Origin of the sequence: Sphingomonas sp. ID0503 (assembly GCF_048565625.1) — a bacterium.
Taxonomy (GTDB): Bacteria; Pseudomonadota; Alphaproteobacteria; order Sphingomonadales; family Sphingomonadaceae; genus JBLZUR01.
Window position 1 is genome coordinate 2208114 of the sequence record NZ_JBLZUR010000002.1, and the last position, 19351, is coordinate 2227464.

The 19351-nt window shown below is 67.3% G+C and carries 19 protein-coding genes and 1 pseudogene; 13 read left to right on the forward strand and 7 right to left on the reverse strand.

The annotated features are described in order from the left end of the window. Positions 1-9: 9 nt before the first annotated feature. Complete coding sequence (locus ACM608_RS11810) at positions 10-882, reverse strand: EpsD family peptidyl-prolyl cis-trans isomerase (RefSeq protein ID WP_419683414.1); 873 nt, start codon at positions 880-882, stop codon at positions 10-12. Between the two features lie 119 nt (positions 883-1001). Between ACM608_RS11810 and ACM608_RS11815 the strand changes: the two genes are divergently transcribed. After that, positions 1002-1268 (forward strand): XrtV sorting system accessory protein, encoded by a 267-nt coding sequence (locus ACM608_RS11815; protein ID WP_419683415.1) that lies wholly within the window; start codon positions 1002-1004, stop codon positions 1266-1268. Between the two features lie 6 nt (positions 1269-1274). On the opposite strand, the gene epsI is transcribed toward ACM608_RS11815, so the two are convergent. Together epsI and xrtV are read right to left on the reverse strand one after the other, a co-directional pair. Next, positions 1275-1970 (reverse strand): exosortase-associated protein EpsI, V-type, encoded by a 696-nt coding sequence (gene epsI / locus ACM608_RS11820; RefSeq protein ID WP_419683416.1) that lies wholly within the window; start codon positions 1968-1970, stop codon positions 1275-1277. Beyond that, positions 1967-2923 (reverse strand): exosortase V, encoded by a 957-nt coding sequence (gene xrtV, locus ACM608_RS11825; RefSeq protein WP_419683417.1) that lies wholly within the window; start codon positions 2921-2923, stop codon positions 1967-1969. Before xrtV ends, epsI begins: the two co-directional genes overlap by 4 nt. A 125-nt stretch (positions 2924-3048) precedes the next feature. Between xrtV and ACM608_RS11830 the strand changes: the two genes are divergently transcribed. The 4 genes and pseudogenes from ACM608_RS11830 (at position 3049) to ACM608_RS11845 (ending at position 5011) form a co-directional block, all read left to right on the forward strand. Continuing rightward, positions 3049-3195 carry a hypothetical protein gene (locus ACM608_RS11830; RefSeq protein WP_419683418.1) on the forward strand — a complete coding sequence of 49 codons (147 nt, stop codon included), beginning with the start codon at positions 3049-3051 and terminating at the stop codon, positions 3193-3195. Between the two features lie 65 nt (positions 3196-3260). Beyond that, positions 3261-3446, forward strand: coding sequence for a hypothetical protein (locus ACM608_RS11835; protein ID WP_419683419.1), 186 nt, complete (start codon positions 3261-3263; stop codon positions 3444-3446). Between the two features lie 76 nt (positions 3447-3522). Beyond that, positions 3523-4371 (forward strand): dienelactone hydrolase family protein, encoded by an 849-nt coding sequence (locus tag ACM608_RS11840; RefSeq protein WP_419683420.1) that lies wholly within the window; start codon positions 3523-3525, stop codon positions 4369-4371. Positions 4372-4388: 17 nt separating this feature from the next. Further along, positions 4389-5011, forward strand: a pseudogene (locus ACM608_RS11845) (glutathione S-transferase family protein). Positions 5012-5040: 29 nt separating this feature from the next. Here the strand turns inward: ACM608_RS11845 and ACM608_RS11850 are convergent. Continuing rightward, positions 5041-5886, reverse strand: a complete 846-nt coding sequence (locus ACM608_RS11850) for a WecB/TagA/CpsF family glycosyltransferase (protein WP_419683421.1) — start codon at positions 5884-5886, stop codon at positions 5041-5043. A gap of 501 nt (positions 5887-6387) precedes the next feature. Next, positions 6388-7116: a Bax inhibitor-1/YccA family protein gene (locus ACM608_RS11855; RefSeq protein WP_419683422.1), complete on the reverse strand. Its 729-nt coding sequence runs from the start codon at positions 7114-7116 to the stop codon at positions 6388-6390. A 103-nt stretch (positions 7117-7219) separates the two neighbouring features. Between ACM608_RS11855 and thpR the strand changes: the two genes are divergently transcribed. Together thpR and ACM608_RS11865 are read left to right on the forward strand one after the other, a co-directional pair. Continuing rightward, positions 7220-7753: an RNA 2',3'-cyclic phosphodiesterase gene (thpR, locus tag ACM608_RS11860; RefSeq protein ID WP_419683423.1), complete on the forward strand. Its 534-nt coding sequence runs from the start codon at positions 7220-7222 to the stop codon at positions 7751-7753. Between the two features lie 164 nt (positions 7754-7917). Next, positions 7918-9483, forward strand: a complete 1566-nt coding sequence (locus tag ACM608_RS11865) for an MFS transporter (RefSeq protein ID WP_419683424.1) — start codon at positions 7918-7920, stop codon at positions 9481-9483. A 101-nt stretch (positions 9484-9584) separates the two neighbouring features. On the opposite strand, the gene ACM608_RS11870 is transcribed toward ACM608_RS11865, so the two are convergent. Beyond that, positions 9585-10124, reverse strand: a complete 540-nt coding sequence (locus ACM608_RS11870) for a superoxide dismutase family protein (protein ID WP_419683425.1) — start codon at positions 10122-10124, stop codon at positions 9585-9587. A gap of 110 nt (positions 10125-10234) precedes the next feature. Between ACM608_RS11870 and ACM608_RS11875 the strand changes: the two genes are divergently transcribed. Then, positions 10235-11503 (forward strand): nucleotide sugar dehydrogenase, encoded by a 1269-nt coding sequence (locus ACM608_RS11875; protein WP_419683426.1) that lies wholly within the window; start codon positions 10235-10237, stop codon positions 11501-11503. 24 nt (positions 11504-11527) lie between these two features. Here the strand turns inward: ACM608_RS11875 and ACM608_RS11880 are convergent, their stop codons facing one another. Next, a complete protein-coding gene (locus ACM608_RS11880; RefSeq protein ID WP_419683427.1) occupies positions 11528-12517 on the reverse strand; it encodes a sulfate ABC transporter substrate-binding protein in 990 nt (329 codons plus the stop codon). A gap of 118 nt (positions 12518-12635) precedes the next feature. On the opposite strand from ACM608_RS11880, the gene ACM608_RS11885 reads away from it, so the two are divergent. The 5 genes from ACM608_RS11885 (at position 12636) to ACM608_RS11905 (ending at position 19346) form a co-directional block, all read left to right on the forward strand. Then, positions 12636-13094 carry a RidA family protein gene (locus ACM608_RS11885; protein ID WP_419683428.1) on the forward strand — a complete coding sequence of 153 codons (459 nt, stop codon included), beginning with the start codon at positions 12636-12638 and terminating at the stop codon, positions 13092-13094. A gap of 4 nt (positions 13095-13098) precedes the next feature. Then, entirely contained in the window at positions 13099-14235 is a 1137-nt protein-coding gene (locus ACM608_RS11890; protein WP_419683429.1) for a GNAT family N-acetyltransferase, read from the forward strand. A 155-nt stretch (positions 14236-14390) separates the two neighbouring features. Continuing rightward, complete coding sequence (locus ACM608_RS11895) at positions 14391-14873, forward strand: DUF4142 domain-containing protein (protein ID WP_419683430.1); 483 nt, start codon at positions 14391-14393, stop codon at positions 14871-14873. 142 nt (positions 14874-15015) lie between these two features. After that, positions 15016-16206 carry an efflux RND transporter periplasmic adaptor subunit gene (locus ACM608_RS11900; RefSeq protein ID WP_419683431.1) on the forward strand — a complete coding sequence of 397 codons (1191 nt, stop codon included), beginning with the start codon at positions 15016-15018 and terminating at the stop codon, positions 16204-16206. Next, the gene (locus ACM608_RS11905; RefSeq protein WP_419683432.1) at positions 16203-19346 is read left to right on the forward strand and encodes an efflux RND transporter permease subunit; all 3144 of its coding nucleotides are present in this window, start codon (positions 16203-16205) and stop codon (positions 19344-19346) included. Before ACM608_RS11900 ends, ACM608_RS11905 begins: the two co-directional genes overlap by 4 nt. Positions 19347-19351 lie beyond the last annotated feature (5 nt).

Here is a 19351-nt window from a genome sequence, read left to right on the forward strand (position 1 = left end):
GCGCCGTCCTTACTTCGCCGGCTTTGCCCCGGCCGCAGGCGCACCCGGCGCCGGCGGCGCATAGCCGGGCTGATAAGTGATCTTCGCCTTCGCCCGCTGCGCGTCGAGGGTCTGGGTCAGCGTCTTGCCCGCATTCTGCTGGCGCAGCGCATTGGCGGCGAGCTGCTGGGCGGCGGCCTGAGGCACCGCGATCGGCTGGCTGGCCTTCACCACGCTGACCGTGATGATCTGGCCGGTTGGGACCACGAACGGCATGCCCGCCGGCAGCTCCCTGATCCGCTTGGCGACCTCCGGCGGCAAGGTGCCGGCGTCGAGCTGCGCCGGGCCGCGCTCGAACTTGACGTTGTTCTTCGTCAGGATCGCCGCTACCTCGTCCAGCGTATTCGCCGGCTCCAGCTGCTTCACCAGGCTCGCGTCGGTCGGCCGTGCGAAGCGGATCTGCTCAAGGGCATAGCCCGTACGCTGCGCGAAGATGCTCGGGTTCTCACCCATGAACTTGTCGATATCGGCCTTGGTCGGCACGGCCAGCCCGCCAACCAGCTGCTTGGCGAGCAGCTCGGCCATCAGCAGCTCTTCCATGCGCCGCTTCTGCACCAGGAATTCGGGGCTTTTGTCGATGCCCTTCTCCTTGGCGACCTCGACCAGCAGCTTGCGGTCCACCACCTGCTTCACCAGCGCCGGCATGATCTGCTTCTTGTCGGCGTCGGCGGGCACGTTGGCGGCCTGCGCCTCCGCGTTCACCTCTGGCAGGGTCACTTCCTCGCCATCGACCGTCGCGACGACCTGACCTTCGGGCGCCTTGGGGCCGCAGGCGGCAAGCGCCAGGGCGGAAGCGCCGATCAGCGCCACCGCAAGGCTGCGCTTCATGGGACCGAACGGCATCGCAAACTCCTTCGTCAGATTTGGGGTGTAGATAGAGCCGAGCCGCCGGTGAGGCGAACGAATTTTCTTGGCGGGCTCCACGCCCTCGCATACCGCATGACAGTTAAAGGAGCCGTACTGTGGAAACCCCCTACGACTGGGTCACCGTCGCCATCTTCGCCGGGCTGATCGTTCTTTTCCTGCACCGCTCCGTAGGGCCGCAGCGGGACAACGACTCAATCTGGCAGTATCTCGGCGCCTCCGTCGGCTGCGCGGTCGCGAACTGGCTGGGCAACAAGGGCTGGGACGAGGGGAATGCGATGCTCCACGTGCTCGCCGTCGTCGTGATCCTCGCCACCCTCGGCTACACCTGGGTGTTCCTCCGCCCCTTCTCGCCACCGCGGTAATCGGGGCTAGGCCCCCGCGCGTGCATCTCCGAGCAGGAGCCGGCGTCCGAGCTTCGGCGAGGACGCGACCAGCATCTGGATGAACTTGGTCAGCGTCGCCTGTGCCTGTGCGGCGTCGTTCGTGATCGTCGACATGCGCACCAGCACACCGTCAGGGATCAATCCCTTGAGGTTGTCGGCCGCGAGGACCCAGCGCTGCTCCGCCCAGTCGCCGGGGAAGTGCTCCCCAATTCGCGTCCAGTACAGCACCTGCTCCGTCCGCTCGCGCGCCGCGCCGGTGAAGAACCGCCCCGGGATCGTGCCCCCGGTCGGCACGGGAACCGACAGCTTCTGCACGTCGCTAAGGCTGTATCCGCTCGCCGGATAGCAGGTTTCCGGTCGATGCAGCGTCAGCATGCCGTCCTGGCTGCCGCCATAGGCGATCAGCAGCATGATCGGCAGTTCGGTCACCGACTGATAGGTCCGGGTCATCACCTGATCGTACAACTGGTCGGCCAGCTGATCGGGCGGCGGCAGGACCAGGCCGGACTTGGTCTCGAACACCCAGGGGCCGATCTGGGTCGGGATGACGGTATCCACGTCGCTGGGGTCGATCAGCCGCGTCTCGGCATGGGGCATCCGCCACCAGGCAAGGCCCGCCGCGGCCAGCATCGTGCCCCCGAACAGCAGCTGCCGCCGGTTCATCTTCGCGCTCTCGCTCATGCCGCAGCTCCCCGCCCCAGCCGCTCACGGAGCGGACTGGCCAGCGCGTCCACGCCGAAGATGCCGAGCACCGCGACCGCGAACATCGTCACGCCGGCGAAGTTGTGGAGAAACCCCTGCGCCGCCGCGTCGCCGAAGTAGTACGTGATCAGGACGAGGAGGAGCACCCGCATGAAATTGGCGAGAACCGCGACAGGCACGATCGCGACCATCAGCAGCAGCGCGTAACGCCAGTTCGCATTGTGGCGAATGTAGACGTAGAACAGCCCGATCGCGGAAAGGCTGATCAGCGAGTTCAACCCCGCGCACGCCGCCGCGACGAGCAGCTCGTACCGATCGACCTGAATGGTCACGCCACTGCGCCCCACGGGATAGCCGAAGATGTCAAGCAGGTTCACGACGCCGGCGGAGATGCCCAGTTTGAGCGGCTGCGTCACCGCCCAGACCATCTGATCCGGCGGGGGAAAGAGGAACAGGAAATAGACCAGCGGAAACCACATGATGCGGAGCGACGTTCCGCCGATGAACGCGTAGAGCGTCGCCACAAGGGCTCCGTACATGACGAAGCCCTCGATCTCCAGGATGCCGGTGACTCGCGACAGGATGTAGAGGACCAGCATCGCCACCTGCCACAGGACGGCGATGGTGATATTGCCGGGCCGCGCCGACGCACGCGCATCGTCCCACAACAGCATGACCAGCCAGATGCCGGTGGCCAGCACGATCGGCCCATGCGCCCCCTGTTCGGTCGACCAGGAGATCCGCGCCACCGAGGAGAAGGTCGGTAGAGCCACGCACAGCGCGCCGAGCCAGACGAACCAGAACCGCCGGAAATGGCCGAGCAAGACGCCGGGATCGATCGACGGCAGCGCCGCCGCCCGGCCCACGATGTTGCCGCTCGCACGCGCGCCCGATGGCGCTTGATCGGCTTGGCTGGCGGGAGACATCGGCATCGTTCTCGCAAGTGGCGGTGGGCGCTATCGCTACTAAGGTGATCGCCCCGGATTGAACAGTCCGCGGCGATTGCCAATCTTTCGCGGCGCTTGGCACCTTATGCCCGCGAAGGGATTGAGAAAGAATGAGCGATCCGAAACGGCCCGGCGGCCACAAGCCCGAACCCTCCTTCGGCCCCGACGAGGAGGGCGAGGTTCCGCATGATCCGCCCGAAAAGGGCGACGGCAAGCCCGGCGCATGGGTTGAGAAGGACGACGAGGAGCGGCGCTAGGCACCCGCTTCATTCCCCGTTCATGCGGATTGCGTTCATCTCCTCCCGTCAGGGAGAGATGGCCGATGCGCCTTGGGTTGATCGTGATCGCCGCGATGCTCGTGCTCGCCGCCGCCTGCCACCCGCCCCGGCTCACCCTCGATTTCGCGCGGGAGGGCGACCCGCATTCCCGCCGCATCGAGGTGGCGGCAGAGGTCGCCGGGCTGGCCGCCGCCCTCGCTATCCGCTGGAGCAGCGCGAGATTCCGGTGAGGGTCGGGGACCCGAATCCCCTCGCCAAACCTCACCGCCTCGCTAGACTGCCCGGCGGGACCGAGGGAGAGACGCGATGCACAACCTGACCCGTCCGGACGGCACCGAGCCGGAGGACCTCCTCCTCAGCCGCCGCGCCGTCACCTCCATGTTCTTCGCGGGCTATGCCGTGACGGCCCTCTCGGCCGAGGCGGCGCCGATTGTCACCCCCGCCGACGGGCTGACGGGCGAGGAAGTACACATCTCGAACGGCACGCCGACCGGCTTGCCCGCCTTCGTCGCGCGTCCGACGGGCAAGTCCCGGCACGCCACGATCGTCGTGGTCAACGAGATCTTCGGCATCCACGACTATATCAAGGACATCTGCCGCCGCCTCGCGAGGCTCGGCTATGCGGCGGTCGCGCCGGACTTCTTCTACCGCTCCGGCGTCAACCTGCCGGCCCTGTCGGACATGGCGGAGATCCGCGCGATCGTCGCGCAGGCGGGTGAGGCGCAGGTCGATGGCGACCTTCGCGCGGCAACCGCCTGGATTGCCGCCCAGCGCTTCTCCAAGCCGAAGGCCATCGGCGTCACCGGCTTCTGCTGGGGCGGCCTCGTCACCTGGCGCGCGGCGATGACAAACCCCGACGTCCGTGCCGGCGTCGCCTGGTACGGCCAGCTCAAGACCGTCATCCCCCGCGCCGGCGAGCTGAAGGCCCCGGTCCTCGGCCTCTACGGCGGCAAGGACAAGGGCATCCCGGCGGAGGATGTCCGGGCGATGGGCGCCGCGCTCGATGCGACCGGCAAGACCGGCTCCTCGATCCACCTTTACCCTGGGGCCGAACACGGCTTCCACGCCGATTACCGTCCCAGCTACGACGCCGCTGCGGCGGCCGACGGCTGGGCACGCATGCTCGCCTTCTTCAAGTCCAACGGCGTCGCCTGATCCCGAAGGAACCGCACATGGCCGATCTCAAGCTCTACACGAACCCGATGTCGCGCGGCCGCATCGCCCGCTGGATGCTGGAGGAAATCGGCAAGCCCTACGAGGTCGAGATCGTCGCCTATGACGCGCCGAAGCCGCCCGCGCTCCTCGCCGCCAACCCGCTGGGCAAGGTGCCGACGCTGATCCACGGCGACGCCGTCGTCACGGAGTGCGCGGCGATCTGCGCCTATCTGGCGGATGTGTTTCCGGAGGCGGGGCTTGCCCCCTCCCCACCTCTCCGGCGCGTGCCGAATATCTTCGCTGGATGTTCTTCGCCGCCGGCCCGATCGAGGCGGCGGTGACGGACAAGGCGCTCGGGCTCGAGATCCCTGCCGATCGCAGCCGCATGGTCGGCTACGGCTCCTTCGACGCGGCGATGGACACGCTGGAACATGCGGTCACGGGGAAGAGCTTCGTCGCCGGCGATCGCTTCTCGGCAGCGGACGTCTATGTCGGCAGCCAGATCGGCTGGGGACTCATGTTCGGCTCGATCCCGGATCGCCCCGCTTTCCGGACCTATTGGGAAGGCTTGGAGAAGCGGCCGGCCCATGTCCGCGCGACCGAGCTAGACGACGCCCTGATGCCTGAACAGAAGGGCTGAAGCGGCGGCGGGGCGTACCCGCCTTACCCTCAATCCTTGGCGGGCGAGGTGGCCGGCGCGCGATAAAAACCCAGGCCGTCGAGCATGGCGAACCAGAAGAACTCGATCTGGCGCACGTAGCGCCACCAGAGCCGGCGCGGCTCCATCGCAAGGCGGAACAGCCATTCCAGGCCGACCATCCGCATGAAGCGGGGCGCGCGCTTCAGATTATGCGCCTCGAAATCGAGCGCCGCGCCCAGCGCCATGAAGACCTTCACGCCCGGCATGCGGTGCCGGTGACGGTTGATCCAGATCTCCTGCTTCGGCGCGCCGAGGCCAATGACCAGCGTGGTCGCGCCCGAGGCATTGACGCGGGCGATCGCCGCGTCGATCTCCGCTTCGTCGTTGACGAAGTTCATCGACGGGCCAAGCGCATCGACGACGATCTCCCGCCCGTGAAGCTCGTTCAGGTTCTGGCGCGCGGTCTCTGCCACGCCGTCCTGCGCGCCCAGCAGGAACATCTTGACGTCGGGGTTCGCGGCATGGCGCGCGCAATAGGCCGGCATCATGTCAGAGCCGGCGCCACGCTCACGAACGCGGCGCCCGAGGGCGGCCAGCGTCCACAGTACCCACATGCTGTCACAGGACACGTAAGTCGCGGAGCGATAGGCCGCCACGAAGTCCGGGTTCCGGCGCAGGTGCCAGAAGTGATCGGGGTTAATGGTGAAAAGCGTGCCCTCGTCCAGACGGTCGAGGATCTCGGGAATGGTGAGGTCGTCGATCCAAGTGCCGAGGACGCGTGATTGCTTCCACGAACGGAAGCCGAACCGATGTCTCTGACGGGTTTTGGCCAGCGCCGAGTCGTTGGCCGGACTTGTCACTGCACGAGTTGCCACGACAGACTATCCTCACTCACGCCCTGTACCCGACCGGTGCGATGAAGGGCCGGGACAGCCCTCTAACCCTTGGTCATAACACAAGCGAAACATCCTCGCGTGCGGCGCGAGCCTTCTGCTTGCAGGTCGCCACCGCCGCTGCGGCCCTGTCGGCTTGATATACGGCAAGCACTTGAAAAACTCTTAAGCAACGAAAGCGACTGGGCGTCAGGCATCTTCGATTACTACCCAAAGCCAGCGTACTGAATTCCGCCACCGCAATATCCATCCTTTCAGATGGAATTTGCGCCGTGCGGCCCCGTCGGAACGGCATAGTCCGGAAGAGGGGAAACGACAATTGCCCCCGCCGAGTCTGACAAACCTTTACAATCCTATTCGTTTCGGTGCGACGAAACTCTGGCGCGAAAAGAACGGTCAAACCGATCGCCCTGTGCCGAAACGAGAAAACGCCCGCCGGATCGCTCCGGCGGGCGTCTCGATCTTGGCCTTTCGGCTGAAAGCTTAGCGGCGGTCGCCGACCAGCTGCAGCAGGAAGGTGAACATGTTCACGAAGTCCAGGTAGAGGGTCAGCGCACCCATCACCACCGACTTGCCGACGAAATCGGTGCCGGACACCTGGAAGTACATGCTCTTGATCTTCTGCGTGTCATAGGCGGTGAGCCCGGCGAAGAGCAGCACGCCGAGCACGCTGATCGCCAGCTGCAGCATCGTCGACTGGATGAAGATGTTCGCGATCATAGCCACCAGGATGCCGACCACGCCCATGATGAGGAACGTGCCGAACGCCGACAGGTCACGCTTGGTGGTGTAGCCGTAGAGGCTGAGGCCGGCGAACGCCGCCGCCGTCGCGAAGAAGGTGGTCGCGATCGACTGCCCGGTGAAGACCAGGAAGATCGACGAGAGCGACAGACCCATCACCACCGCGAACGCCCAGAACAAGGCCTGCGCGGTCGACGTCTTCATCCGGTTGATGCCGAAGGACAGCGCCATGACGAAGCCGAGCGGCGCCAGCATGACGACCCACTTCAGCGGGGTGGTCAGCACCTGCACCGCCAGCCCGCTCTGCGCGAACAGCAGCGCGACAATGCCGGTCAGCAGAACGCCGGACGCCATGTAGTTGTAGATAGACAGCATGTAGGACCGCAGACCCGCATCGAATGCGGCCTCGCGCCCGACGCCGACAGTGCGGCCGGTCGCGGCGGTCGTTCGGGGATCGGACCAATTGGCCATGTTATTCTAAGCTCCTAAAGTCCGGCACCTATGGCCGGTCAGGGATGAATATCAGCTTCGGCAAGCGTATTTTCAAGCGAAACCGGGTTTCTGGGAGATTGCTGTGCACCGGTTGTTCGTCGCGATCCGCCCGCCCGCGGAAATCCGTCGCATCCTGCTCGACTCGATGGGCGGCGTGCCCGGCGCGCGCTTCCAGTCCGACGAGCAGCTTCACCTCACCTTGGCCTTTATCGGCGCGGTGGATCGGCACCGGGCGGAGGACGCGGCCGCAGCCCTCGGGGCCGTTCACCATCCTCGCTTCGAACTGAGCCTGAGGGGCGGCGGCAGCTTCGACCGGCGTGGCCGCATCGACACCGTCTGGGCAGGCATCGCCTCCAGCGACCCGCTCAAGACCCTCCAGGCCAAGGTCGCCCGCGCCCTCGACAGCGCCGGTGTGCCGCCCGAACGCCGCGCCTTCGTGCCGCACATCACCGTCGCGCGGCTCGGCGCTGGCACCGGCCCGCTCGAACCCCTCCTCGCCCGCCTCGCCGCGCTGAGCAGCCCGGCGTTCACGGTCGAGGACTTCCGGCTCTACGAAAGCCATCTCGGCCATGAGGGTTCGGTCTATGAGGTGGCGGAGCAATATCCTCTGGCCTGACCACCCTCCCCTTCTTCCCTTCCCTCTCCCCTTGTGGGAGAGGGCCAGGGTGAGGGGTTCGACCGAAGAGGCTCGACGCCTCTGAGGGCGACGTCGTCTCGTCCGGCATTGAGCCGGCCGATCCGATCCCCTCTCCCCACCCTCTCCCACAAGGGGAGAGGGCCTTGTCGGACAAGCGGATGCGCAAGGCCTACCCCCTCTACGTCCTCGCGCTCCTCACCCTTGTCTACGTCCTCAACTTCGTCGACCGACAGATCGTCAGCGTCCTCGGCCCCGCGCTGAAGGCGGCGTTCGCGGTCGGCGATGCGGAACTCGGCCTGCTCTTCGGCACCGCCTTCGCGCTGTGCTACGCGCTGTTCGCTTTGCCGCTCGCCCGGCTGGTGGACGGGTGGAACCGTGTGGCGACCCTCGCCCTCGGTCTCGCCGCCTGGTCGCTCGTTACCGCCCTATCGGCGTTGGCCGGCAACTTCGGCCAGCTCGCCGCGCTCCGCGCGCTCGTCGGCATCGGGGAGGCGAGCGCCGCCCCGGCCGCCTTTTCCCTCCTCCAGGACCACTTCCCTCCGGAGCGCCGTGCGACCGCGATCGCCGTCTACCAGTCAGGTATCTATATCGGCATCGGCGCGTCGATGGCGCTCGGCGGCTATGTCCTCGCCGGCTGGCCGGCTGCAGCGCCACCGTTCGGCCTGGCGGGCTGGCAGGCGTCGTACCTGATCGCCGGGCTCCCCGGTCTCGCCCTCGCGCTCCTCATCGCGCTGACCGTGCGCGAACCAGAACGGAACGGTGAAAGCGACGGGAGGTCGGCACTGGCCGGGATCCCCGCCGATCTCGCCATGTTCGTCCCCGGCCTCTCCAGCCTGACCCTCGCCGCCCAGGTCTCCGCCGGAGCCGCGCGCCGGCAGACGCTGGTACTCGCGGCAACCGTCGCTTTCACCGTCACCGTGATCGCGCTCACCGATCCGTTCCTCTCCGAAACCCGGCGCACCGCGCTTGCCAACCCCTTCGGCGTGCCGGTGACCACCAATGTCGTGCAATGGGTGGCGATCGGCTTAGGCATCCACGGCGCGGCGGGCTGGCTCGCCCTCCTTCGCCACCGCAACCCCGCCGCCTTTGCCGCGACGGCCGGCGCGCGCGCCTTCCGCCTGCTCGCGATCGGCGGCGGGGTGGTCAGCGTCGCCGGCTATGCGATGGCGGGCTTCACCTTCACCTACGGCAAACAGGCGCTCGGCCTCACCCCCGCCGATGCGCCGACGCTCGGCCTGATCGCCTGCGTGATGGGCGGCGCGGGCACGATCCTCGCGGGCCTCCTCGCCGACGCCGCGCATCGGCGCAGCGTGAAGGGGCGGATCTTCGTTGCGATCACCGTCCTGGCGCTCGCCGCCGCAGCCTGGGCCTGGATGCTGACCGCGCGCGACATGACCCAGTTCTACGCCGCCAACGCGGCCGCGAACCTGCTCCAGCCGATGTGGCTCGCCCCAATCTTCGCCGCCGCGCAGGACCGCGTCGCCCCCGACCAGCGCGGCACGGCGACGGCGCTACAGTTCCTCGGCACCAACCTGATCGGGCTGGGCCTGGGTCCGTATCTGGTCGGCCTCATTAGCGACGCGACCGGCGACCTGTGCCTAGCGATGCTGTTGGCGCTGGCGACGATCCCGCTCGCGATGGCGATGTTCTGGCGGGCGGGCCTTTCCGTCGCCCCAGCGAAGGCTGGGGTCCATGTCTCTGTAAGTTAGGGACAAAGTTCGGGAGCGAAGGTGCCGTCGGACGGAGGCGCTCGCGTTTGGACCAGCCATGGACCCCAGCCTTCGCTGGGGTGACGGGTCAAAAGCCCCGCTCACCCCGGCATCACCACGCCGCAAGCCATCCGCCCGCCGGCCGCGCCGGTCGGGTCCGTCCGGTAGTCATCCGCCTTCTCGTGGATCATCAGCGCCGCGCCGTCCGCGTCGAACAGCGGCATCGGCCCGGAGGCGAGCTTCCCGCCGGGCACGGTGTAGACCAGCTCGCCCGCGCCGTCGCCCTTCACCTCAAGGTTCGGCATGTCGCCCATATGCTGCCCGGCGGGATTGTCCTTGCCGTGCTGCTTCATTGTCGGGTTCCAATGCCCGCCCGCCGTTTCGAACTTCGGCGCGTCGCACTTGCCGGTGGTGTGGATGTGGAAGGCGTAGATGCCCGGCTCCATGCCCTCGGCATTCAGCCGCACGACCAGGCCATCCCGCGTCTCCTGGATGCTCGCCCGCCCCTTGATCTCACCGCTGGCGTTCGACAGCGCGGCATGTGCGACCTTGCCCGCCGCCGGCTTCTTCGTCCCGTCGGTCATGCAGCCGGCAAGCGCGAGGACGGAAACGGCCGCGACGGCGGCGATCTTGATACGCATGGCTGGCACTCCCTGAACATGTCGGCATTCGGTTCGCCGCAACAACGATCCTTCCAGCCGCAGGTTCAACCGGATTGCAAGCGGGGAGCGGCCTGCTAGGTGCGGCGGGAATGAACCAGAACAATCCGCCCCGCATCGTCGTCGTCGGCCTCGGCTATGTCGGCCTGCCTTTGGCGGTGGCACTCGCCCGTCATTTCCCGACGACCGGCCTCGACATCGACATCGCCCGCGTCACCGAACTGCGCGCCGGCCACGATCGCACCAACGAGATCACCGCCGACCAGCTCGCCGAAAGCAGCCTGACGCTCACCGCCTATGAGAGCGATGCCAAGGGCGCGGACGTCTACATCGTCACCGTCCCCACTCCCGTAGACCGCGCCAACCGCCCCGATCTCGGCCCCGTCCGCTCCGCCAGCCGCAGCGTCGGCCGCCTGATCGAACCGGGCAGCGGCGCGATCGTCGTGTACGAAAGCACCGTCTATCCGGGCGTGACCGAGGATGTCTGCGGCCCGATCATCGAGGATCAGGGGCCGAAGCGCGGCCGCGACTTCCTGCTCGGCTACTCGCCCGAGCGCATCAATCCCGGCGACCGCGAACACACCGTCGACCGCATCGTGAAGGTGGTCGCGGGGGAGACGCCCGAGGTTACCGAGCGGCTCGCCGAAATCTATTGCAAGGTCACCAGCGCGGGGGTGTTCCGCGCGGCCTCGATCCGCGCGGCGGAAGCGGCGAAGGTCATCGAGAACGCCCAGCGCGACATCAACATCGCTTTCATGAATGAGATCACCCGCATCTTCGCCGATGCGGACCTGTCGATCTGGGACGTGCTGGACGCTGCGGGCACCAAGTGGAACTTCCTGAACTTTCAGCCGGGCCTCGTCGGCGGCCACTGCATCGGCGTGGACCCCTTCTACCTCGCCCATCTCGCACAGGAACTGGGACACGAGCCGCGCGTGATCCTCTCCGGCCGCTCGATCAACGACGGCATGGGCGCCTGGGTGGCGGACCGCCTCCATGGGCGGCGCGGTGGAAAGGCGGGGTCCGTCCTCATCCTCGGCCTGACCTTCAAGGAGAACGTGCCCGACCTGCGCAACAGCCGCGTGGTCGACGTAGTCCGCCGGCTTGAGTGGCTGGGCCACAAGGTGACGGTCCACGATCCGCTGGCGAGCGCGGAAGAGGCGCGGCACGAGTATGGGATCGCGTTGGCGGCGGATGCGCTGGAGAGCCGCTACGATGTGGTCCTCGCCGCCGTGCCGCACGCCGAGTACCGAGACTTAGAGGACCCCGCAGCGCTGGTCGCGGACGGTGGCCTGCTCGCCGACCTGAAGGGCCTCTGGCGCCACCGCAACTTCGGCCCGCTGGACCGATGGACGCTGTAGAATAATCGACCCGTCGAGGGGCATCTACCTGCCCTTCGTGTAGATCTGGTCGAAGGTCGCGCCGTCGACGAAGTGCGCCTCTTGCGCGCGCCGCCAGCCGCCGAAATTGCGATCGATCGTGAACAGCTGGATCGGCCGGAACAGCGCGCGGTGGCGCTTCAATACCGCCGGGTCGCGCGGGCGGTAGAAATTGCGAGCGATGATCTCCTGCGCCTCCGGCGTATAGAGGAAGCGGAGATACGCCTCCGCGACCTTCGCCGTACCCTGACGCGCCACGTTCGCATCGACCACCGCGACCGAAGGCTCGGCGAGGATCGACACCGAGGGATAGACGATCTCGTACCCCCCGGCCCCGCTTTCCTTCTGGGCGAGCAGCGCCTCGTTCTCCCAGGTGAGCAGGACATCGCCTTGGCCTCGCTGCATGAAGGTGGTGGCGGAACCCCGCGCGCCGGAATCGAGCACCACGACATTGCCATAGAGCCGCTTCACGAAGTCGCGCGCCTTGGCATGGCCGAGGATCTTGGTGGCGTAGCCCCAGGCAGCGAGATAAGCCCAGCGCGGCGCGCCGCCGGTCTTCGGATTGGGCGTGACGACGCCGACCCCGGGCCGGACCAGATCGTTCCAGTCGTGGATGCCCTTAGGATTGCCCTTCCGCACCAGGAACACGATGGTCGAGTAATAGGGTGTCGAATTGAGCGGCAGCCGCTTCTGCCATGTCCGGGCGATAAGGCCCCGGGCCGCGATCTCGTCGATATCGTTGGCGAGCGCCAGGGTGACCACATCGGCCTTGAGACCGTCCATCACCGCTCGCGCCTGCTTGCCCGATCCGCCGTGGCTCATCTTGATCTCGACCGTCTTTCCGGTCCGCGCCTTCCACGCGCGCGCGAAGGCGGGGTTGATCGCCTGGTAAAGCTCCCGGGTCGGATCGTAGGAGACGTTCAGCAGGGTGACCGCGCTCAATGCGGGCGTGGCGGCGAGAACAGCCAAGGCGAAGGCGGCGAATATCTTGCGCATGGTTTCTCCAACGATCCCGCGTCGCTAACACCACTCGACCGGTGGAGAAGCAAAGACTTTCCCGCTTCGCGGCAAGCGCGGCTTGACCTCCGCCCGCGCGGAGGCGCACGGAGCGGGCATGAGCATCGACGCGAAACTCGCCGAACTCGGCCTCACCCTTCCCGAAGCCCCCCTGCCCGTGGCGGCCTATGTTCCCGTGGTGGAAGCGGGCGGGCTGCTCCACTTCTCCGGCCAGCTTCCGTTCCGCGATGGCATGCTGATGGCCGGCCGCCTTGGGCAGGATCGCGATGAAGCCTATGGCTATGAGGCGGCGAAGGCCTGCGGTCTCTCCATCCTGGCGCAGATCAAGAAGGCGGCGGGCTCGCTCGATCGGGTCGAGCGGATCGTCAAGCTCGGCGTGTTCGTCAGCTCGACGCCAGATTTCACCGCGCAGCCCAAGGTCGCGAACGGCGCGTCGGAGCTGATGGTCGAGCTGTTCGGAGAGGCCGGCCGCCATGCCCGCAGCGCTGTCGGCGTCGCCGTCCTGCCGCTGGGGGCCGCTGTCGAGATCGACGCCATCGTGGCGCTGAAGGCCTGAACGCATGCCCAAGGGCGGACAGGTCGTCCGCACCGGCGCGGGCATTGCGGCGCTCTCCCCCGATGCGTGGGACGCCTGCGCGGGCACTGCCAACCCCTTCCTCTCCCACGCTTTCCTAAGCGCGCTGGAAGAGTCCGGCAGCGCCACGTCCCGCAGCGGATGGCAGCCGCTGCCGATCCTGATCGACGGAGCGGACGGACGCCTCGCCGCCGCGATGCCGGCCTATGCGAAGAGCCACAGCCAGGGCGAATATGTCTTCGATCATGCATGGGCCGATGCCTGGCACCGCGCGGGCGGGGAGTATTACCCCAAGCTGCAGATCGCCGTGCCGTTCTCGCCCGTCCCCGGCCCGCGCCTGTTGACCCGTGACCCCGCGCTCGCGCCCGCTTTGATCGCCGGCGCGGAGGCGCTGGTCGAGCAGACCGGCATGTCCTCGGCTCACGCGACCTTCATCGATCCGGCGGAAGTGCCGATGTTCGAGGCGGCGGGCTGGCTGATCCGCACCGACCGCCAGTTCCACTGGCTCAATCGCGGCTATGCCAGCTTCGACGACTTCCTCGACGCCCTCTCCTCCCGCAAGCGCAAGACCATCCGCAAGGAGCGGGCCGCGGCGGTCGAGGGGCTGCGGATCGAGCATGTCACTGGCGCCGAGTTGACCGAGGCGCATTGGGACGCCTTCTGGCACTTCTACCAGGACACCGGATCGCGGAAATGGGGACGTCCCTATCTCTCTCGCCGGTTCTTCACGCTGCTGGGCGAGCATCTCGCCGACCGTGTCCTGCTGGTGCTGGCCTATCGCGGTGAGGAGCCGATCGCCGGCGCGCTCAACCTGATCGGCGCGGATACGCTCTACGGCCGCTATTGGGGCTGCACCGAGGACGTGCCGTTCCTCCATTTCGAGCTATGCTATTACCAGGCGATCGACGCCGCCATCGCGCGCGGGCTGTCGCGGGTGGAGGCGGGCGCGCAGGGCGAACACAAGCTCGCGCGCGGCTACGAACCAGCCGCGACCTATTCGGCGCACTTCATCCCCCATGCGGGCTTCCGCCGCGCCGTCGCTGATTATCTGGACGCGGAACGCCGCGCGATCGCCGAAAACATCGAGATGCTGGCCGAAATGACCCCGTTCAAGCGCGGCTGACACGGCCCATGTTCATCTGATCGCTCGTTTATCGGGAACGAGGCGATCCACGCTTTGTTCAGGCCACATGGCGCGCTCAACAGGAACGGAGCTTCGCGCCGCCTGCATTCGCTTAGGCTCGTGCCGTACGAACTCGATAAGTCAGGAGAGACGACATGAAGGCATTGCATCTGATGATCCCGGCGGCGCTGATGGTCGCCGCCCCCGCTCTCGCAGCCGCGCCGGCGCCGCTCGACTTCGTGAAGAAGGCGGGTGCCAGCGACCTCTACGAGCAGGAGTCGAGCAAGCTCGTGCTCGCGACCACGCAGGACCCGAAGGTGAAGTCCTTCGCCTCGATGATGGTGACCGATCACAGCAAGAGCACGGCCGACGTGAAGGCCGCCGCTGCCAAGGCGGGCGTGACGGCGCCCCCGCCCAAGCTGATGCCCGAGCAGGAAAAGATGATCGGCGAGCTGAAGGCCGCGACCGGCAAGCAGCGTGATGCCGCCTACATCGCCCAGCAGAAGCAGGCGCATATGAAGGCGTTGGCACTGCACAAGGGCTATGCGACCGAAGGCACCGCCGCCCCGCTGAAGGCCGCCGCCGCCAAGATCGCGCCGGTGGTGCAGCACCATATCGACATGCTGAAGAGCATGTAATCCGGCCGGCCCGCCTTTCTGCATTCCGGAATGGCGGGCCGTTCAGTTTCAGTTGAGCCGGTCGCGGCTATGACGCATTCAGCGACGCGTCATTTCGGCGTGTCTAGCCGATCCGCCCTCTCCCCGACGACCGGAGCCTTTCTTGACCGCCGAAGAGCCCGTTCTGCCGGCCCGTTCCCGCTATCGCAGCATCCTGCTGGTCGGCGCCGTCCTCGCGGCGATCGCGCTGGTCTTCTGGTACTTCATGTCCGGATCGTCCGAGAAGGAGGAACGGCGGCGTCCCCCGGCGACGGTCGGCCTGGCCAAAGCCGTGGCGAAGGACGTTCCGGTCACGCTGACCGCGATCGGCACCGTCCAGCCGGTGGTCGCGGCGACGGTCCGGACGCAGCTTTCGGGCGTGCTCTTGGCGATCAACTTCACCGAGGGGCAGGTGGTCAGCAAGGGCCAGAGCCTCGCCCAGATCGATCCGCGTCCCTATGAGAACGCGCTGCGCGAGGCGCAGGGCAACCTCGCCCAGAACCAGGCGCAGCTGGCGGTCGCGCGCACCAACCTGCAACGGTTCCGCACCCTCCTGTCGCAGGACTCCATCGCGAAGAGCGAGGTGGATAACCAGCAGGCGCTCGTCGGCCAGTATGAGGGCGCGGTTACCGCCAACCGTGCGTCGGTGGCGAACGCCAGGCTCAACCTCGGCTACACCCGCATCGTTGCCCCGGTCTCGGGCAAGATCGGCCTTCGTCAGGCGGACATCGGCAATTACCTGACGCCGTCCGACACCAACGGCATCGTCGTCATCACCCAGACCAGTCCGATCGACGTCAGCTTCGCGCTTCCGCAGCAGGAACTGCCCAAGCTGCAGAAGCGCCTCGCCGCCGATCCCTCGCTGGAGGTGGTGGCATTCGATCAGGCGGGCACGACCGAGCTCGCGCGCGGCCGCTTCCTGACGCTCGACAACCAGATCGACGCCGCGACCGGCACCGTCCGCGCCAAGGCCCGCTTCGCCAATCCCGGCGGCGCGCTGTTCCCCAACCAGTTCGTCAACGTCGTGATCCGCGCAGACACGCTGCGGGGCGCGATCACGCTCCCAGTCAACGCGATCCGCAACGGCAACAAGGGCAGCTTCGTCTTCATCGCCAAGGCCGATGGCACAGCCGAGATGCGCCCGGTCACCACCGGGCCGAGCACCGGCGGCACGACCGTCATCCTCTCTGGCGTAAAGGCGGGCGAGCAGGTCGTGAGCGAGGGCGCGGACAGCCTGGAGGATGGCGCCAAGATCACCTTGCCCGGTCAGGGCGCGCGCAGGGGCGACGGTCAGCGGCGTCGCCGGTCGCAGTGAGCGACGCGGTCGAATCCGTCCAGTCGCCGGGCGGTCTCAACCCCTCGCGGCCGTTCATCCGCCGGCCGGTCGCGACCACGCTCTTCATGCTGGCGATCCTGCTCGCCGGGCTGATCGGCTACCGCATGCTGCCGCTCTCGGCGCTGCCACAGGTCGACTATCCGACGATCCAGGTGCGCACCTCCTATCCGGGGGCAAGCGCCGACGTGATGGCGGTAACCGTCACCGGCCCGCTGGAGCGCCAGTTCGGCGAGATGGCCGGCCTGTCGCGGATGTCCTCGACCTCCTCGGCGGGTGCCTCGGTCATCACCCTGCAGTTCGAGCTGTCGCTGTCTCTGGATGTCGCCGAGCAGGAGGTTCAGGCGGCGATCAACGCGGCGGATTCGCTCCTGCCGGACGATCTCCCCGCGCCGCCGACCTACGCCAAGATCAACCCGGCCGACGTGGCGGTGCTCAGCCTCGGCTTCACCTCCGACACCCGGTCGATGCCGCAAGTCCAGAACCTGGTCGATCAGCGCATCGCCAACAAGGTCTCGCAGATCTCCGGCGTCGGCCTCGTCTCGCTCTCCGGCGGGCAGCGGCCCGCTGTCCGCATCCAGGCGAATGTGCAGGCGCTGGCGGCGCGCGGCCTGTCGCTCGAGTCCCTGCGCACCGCGATCTCCGCCGCCAATTCGAACGGCGCAAAGGGCAGCTTCGACGGGGAGACACGGAGCTGGTCGATCGAGTCCAACGATCAACTCGCCACCGCCGACGAATATCGCAGCCTGACGATCGGCTATGTCAACGATGCGCCCGTCCGCCTCTCCGACGTGGCAACAGTGGTGGACGGTGCGGAGAACGCTCGCGTTGCCGCCTGGATGAACAAGACGCCCGCGATCATCCTCGACGTGCAGCGTCAGCCGGGGGCGAACGTCATCGCCACGGTGGACGCGATCAAGGCGGCGCTGCCCGACCTTGCCGAGACCTTGCCCGCCGACGTCCACATGACGCTCCTGACCGACCGCACTTCCGGCATCCGCGCCTCGGTCCACGACGTGCAGATCGAACTGGTGTTCGCCGTCGTGCTGGTGACGATCGTCATCTTCCTGTTCATCGGCAGCCCGCAAGCGACGATCATCGCCAGCGTTGCCGTGCCGCTGTCGCTGATCGGGGCGTGCGCGGCGATGTACCTGCTGGGCTTCAGCCTCAACAACCTGACGCTGATGGCGCTGACCATCGCCTCCGGCTTCGTGGTGGACGACGCCATCGTGGTGATCGAGAACATCGCCCGCCATATCGAGGATGGCGACGATCCGATGACCGCCACGCTGAAGGGCGCGCAGGAGATCGGCTTCACCATCATCACGCTGACCGCCAGCCTGATCGCGGTGCTGATCCCGCTTCTCTTCATGGGCGACGTGGTCGGCCGGCTGTTCCGCGAGTTCGCGGTCAGCCTCGCCTGCACCATCCTGATTTCGGCGGTGGTGGCGCTGACGCTGACGCCCATGCTCGCCGCACGCTGGCTGAAGCCGGAACACGAGATGCGCATCCCCCGCATCGCCCGCGCCACGCAGGACTGGTTCGACCGCACCGCGCACCGCTATTCGCGCGGTCTCGAATGGGTGCTGGCGCGACAGGGACTGACCCTGCTCGCGTTCGCCGCGACGGTGGCGCTCACCGCCCTCCTGTTCATTGTCATTCCGAAGAACCTGTTCCCCGAACAGGACACCGGCCAGGTGCAGGCGGTGATCGCCACCGACCAGGCCGTCTCCTTTGCCGAGATGTCGCGCATCCAGCGCCGCGTCGCCGATGCCCTGCTCGCCAACCGGCAAGTGGAGAGCCTCAGTTCGAACGTCGGCGTCGACGGACAGAACCCGTCGATCAACCAGGGCCGGATGCTCATCAACCTTACGGCCAAGGAGGATCGCGGGGGACAGGCCGACATCCTCGCCGACCTGCGCGCGCGGGTGGCGGGCATACCCGGCGTCAGCCTCTACGTTCGGCCCGTGCAGGATCTGACGATCGACGCGGAGGGTGGGCCGACCACCTACCGCGTCTCGCTGCAAGGCGCGGATCAGGCGCTGGTCGAAAGCTGGGCGGGCAAGCTGGCCGCGGAACTCCGCAACGTGACCGCGCTCGGCCGCGTCACGTCCGACGTGCAGGACAAGGGCTCATCGGTGGTGATCTCGCTCAACCGGGACAGCGCCGCCCGGCTCGGCATCACCGCCGAGGATCTCGACAACGCGCTCTACAATGCATTCGGCCAGCGGATCATCTCGACCATCTTTACCGAGGCGGGGCAGTATCGCGTGATCCTCGAAGGCCAGCCGGGGATGCTGACGACGCCCGACGCCTTGCAGCGCCTCTATGTTCCGAACAGCGCGGGCACTGCCGTGCCCCTGCCCGCCATCGCCACCATCCGCACGGGCACCGCGCCTTTGCAGGTCACCCGCGTCGCCCAGTTCCCCGCCGCCACCATCGGCTTCGACCTGACGCCGGGCGTGTCGCTCGGCCACGCCGTGTCGGAGATCACCGCCGCTCAACAGCGGATCGGGATGCCGGAGACGGTGACCCTGCAGTTCCTGGGCGCCGCCGACGCCTTCCGCGCCTCGCTCCAGAACCAGATCTGGCTGATCCTTGCGGCCGTCATCACCGTCTACATCGTGCTCGGCGTGCTCTACGAAAGCTTCGTCCATCCGGTGACGATCCTCTCGACGCTCCCCTCGGCGGCGCTCGGCGCGCTGCTCGCCTTGTGGATCACCGGCACCGGCCTCGGCGTGATCGGGATCATCGGCATCGTCCTGCTGATCGGCATCGTCATGAAGAACGCCATCATGATGATCGACTTCGCCCTCGCCGCCCAGCGCGACGAGGGCAAGCTGCCGGAGGAGGCGATCACCCAGGCCGCCCGCCTTCGCTTTCGCCCCATCATGATGACCACCTTCGCCGCGCTCGCGGCCGCGGTGCCGCTGATCTTCGGCACCGGCATGGGCGCGGAACTCCGGCAGCCTCTCGGCCTCGCCATCGCCGGCGGCCTGATCGTCAGCCAGGCGCTGACCCTGTTCTCGACCCCGGTCGTCTATCTGGCGTTCGAACGGCTGGCGAAACGCTTCGTCAAGGCGGAGCGTGAGCCGGAGCTGCCGCTGGAGGGCGCGAAATGATCCTC

What these genes read in the sequence shown, in the direction of transcription:
- ACM608_RS11810 (WP_419683414.1), bottom strand. Translation starts at nt 882, where the DNA reads ATGCCGTTCGGTCCCATGAAGCGCAGCCTTGCGGTGGCGCTGATCGGC.
- epsI (WP_419683416.1), bottom strand. Translation starts at nt 1,970, where the DNA reads ATGAGCGAGAGCGCGAAGATGAACCGGCGGCAGCTGCTGTTCGGGGGC.
- xrtV (WP_419683417.1), bottom strand. Translation starts at nt 2,923, where the DNA reads ATGCCGATGTCTCCCGCCAGCCAAGCCGATCAAGCGCCATCGGGCGCG.
- ACM608_RS11830 (WP_419683418.1), top strand. Translation starts at nt 3,049, where the DNA reads ATGAGCGATCCGAAACGGCCCGGCGGCCACAAGCCCGAACCCTCCTTC.
- ACM608_RS11835 (WP_419683419.1), top strand. Translation starts at nt 3,261, where the DNA reads ATGCGCCTTGGGTTGATCGTGATCGCCGCGATGCTCGTGCTCGCCGCC.
- ACM608_RS11840 (WP_419683420.1), top strand. Translation starts at nt 3,523, where the DNA reads ATGCACAACCTGACCCGTCCGGACGGCACCGAGCCGGAGGACCTCCTC.
- ACM608_RS11855 (WP_419683422.1), bottom strand. Translation starts at nt 7,116, where the DNA reads ATGGCCAATTGGTCCGATCCCCGAACGACCGCCGCGACCGGCCGCACT.
- ACM608_RS11870 (WP_419683425.1), bottom strand. Translation starts at nt 10,124, where the DNA reads ATGCGTATCAAGATCGCCGCCGTCGCGGCCGTTTCCGTCCTCGCGCTT.
- ACM608_RS11875 (WP_419683426.1), top strand. Translation starts at nt 10,235, where the DNA reads ATGAACCAGAACAATCCGCCCCGCATCGTCGTCGTCGGCCTCGGCTAT.
- ACM608_RS11880 (WP_419683427.1), bottom strand. Translation starts at nt 12,517, where the DNA reads ATGCGCAAGATATTCGCCGCCTTCGCCTTGGCTGTTCTCGCCGCCACG.
- ACM608_RS11885 (WP_419683428.1), top strand. Translation starts at nt 12,636, where the DNA reads ATGAGCATCGACGCGAAACTCGCCGAACTCGGCCTCACCCTTCCCGAA.
- ACM608_RS11890 (WP_419683429.1), top strand. Translation starts at nt 13,099, where the DNA reads ATGCCCAAGGGCGGACAGGTCGTCCGCACCGGCGCGGGCATTGCGGCG.
- ACM608_RS11895 (WP_419683430.1), top strand. Translation starts at nt 14,391, where the DNA reads ATGAAGGCATTGCATCTGATGATCCCGGCGGCGCTGATGGTCGCCGCC.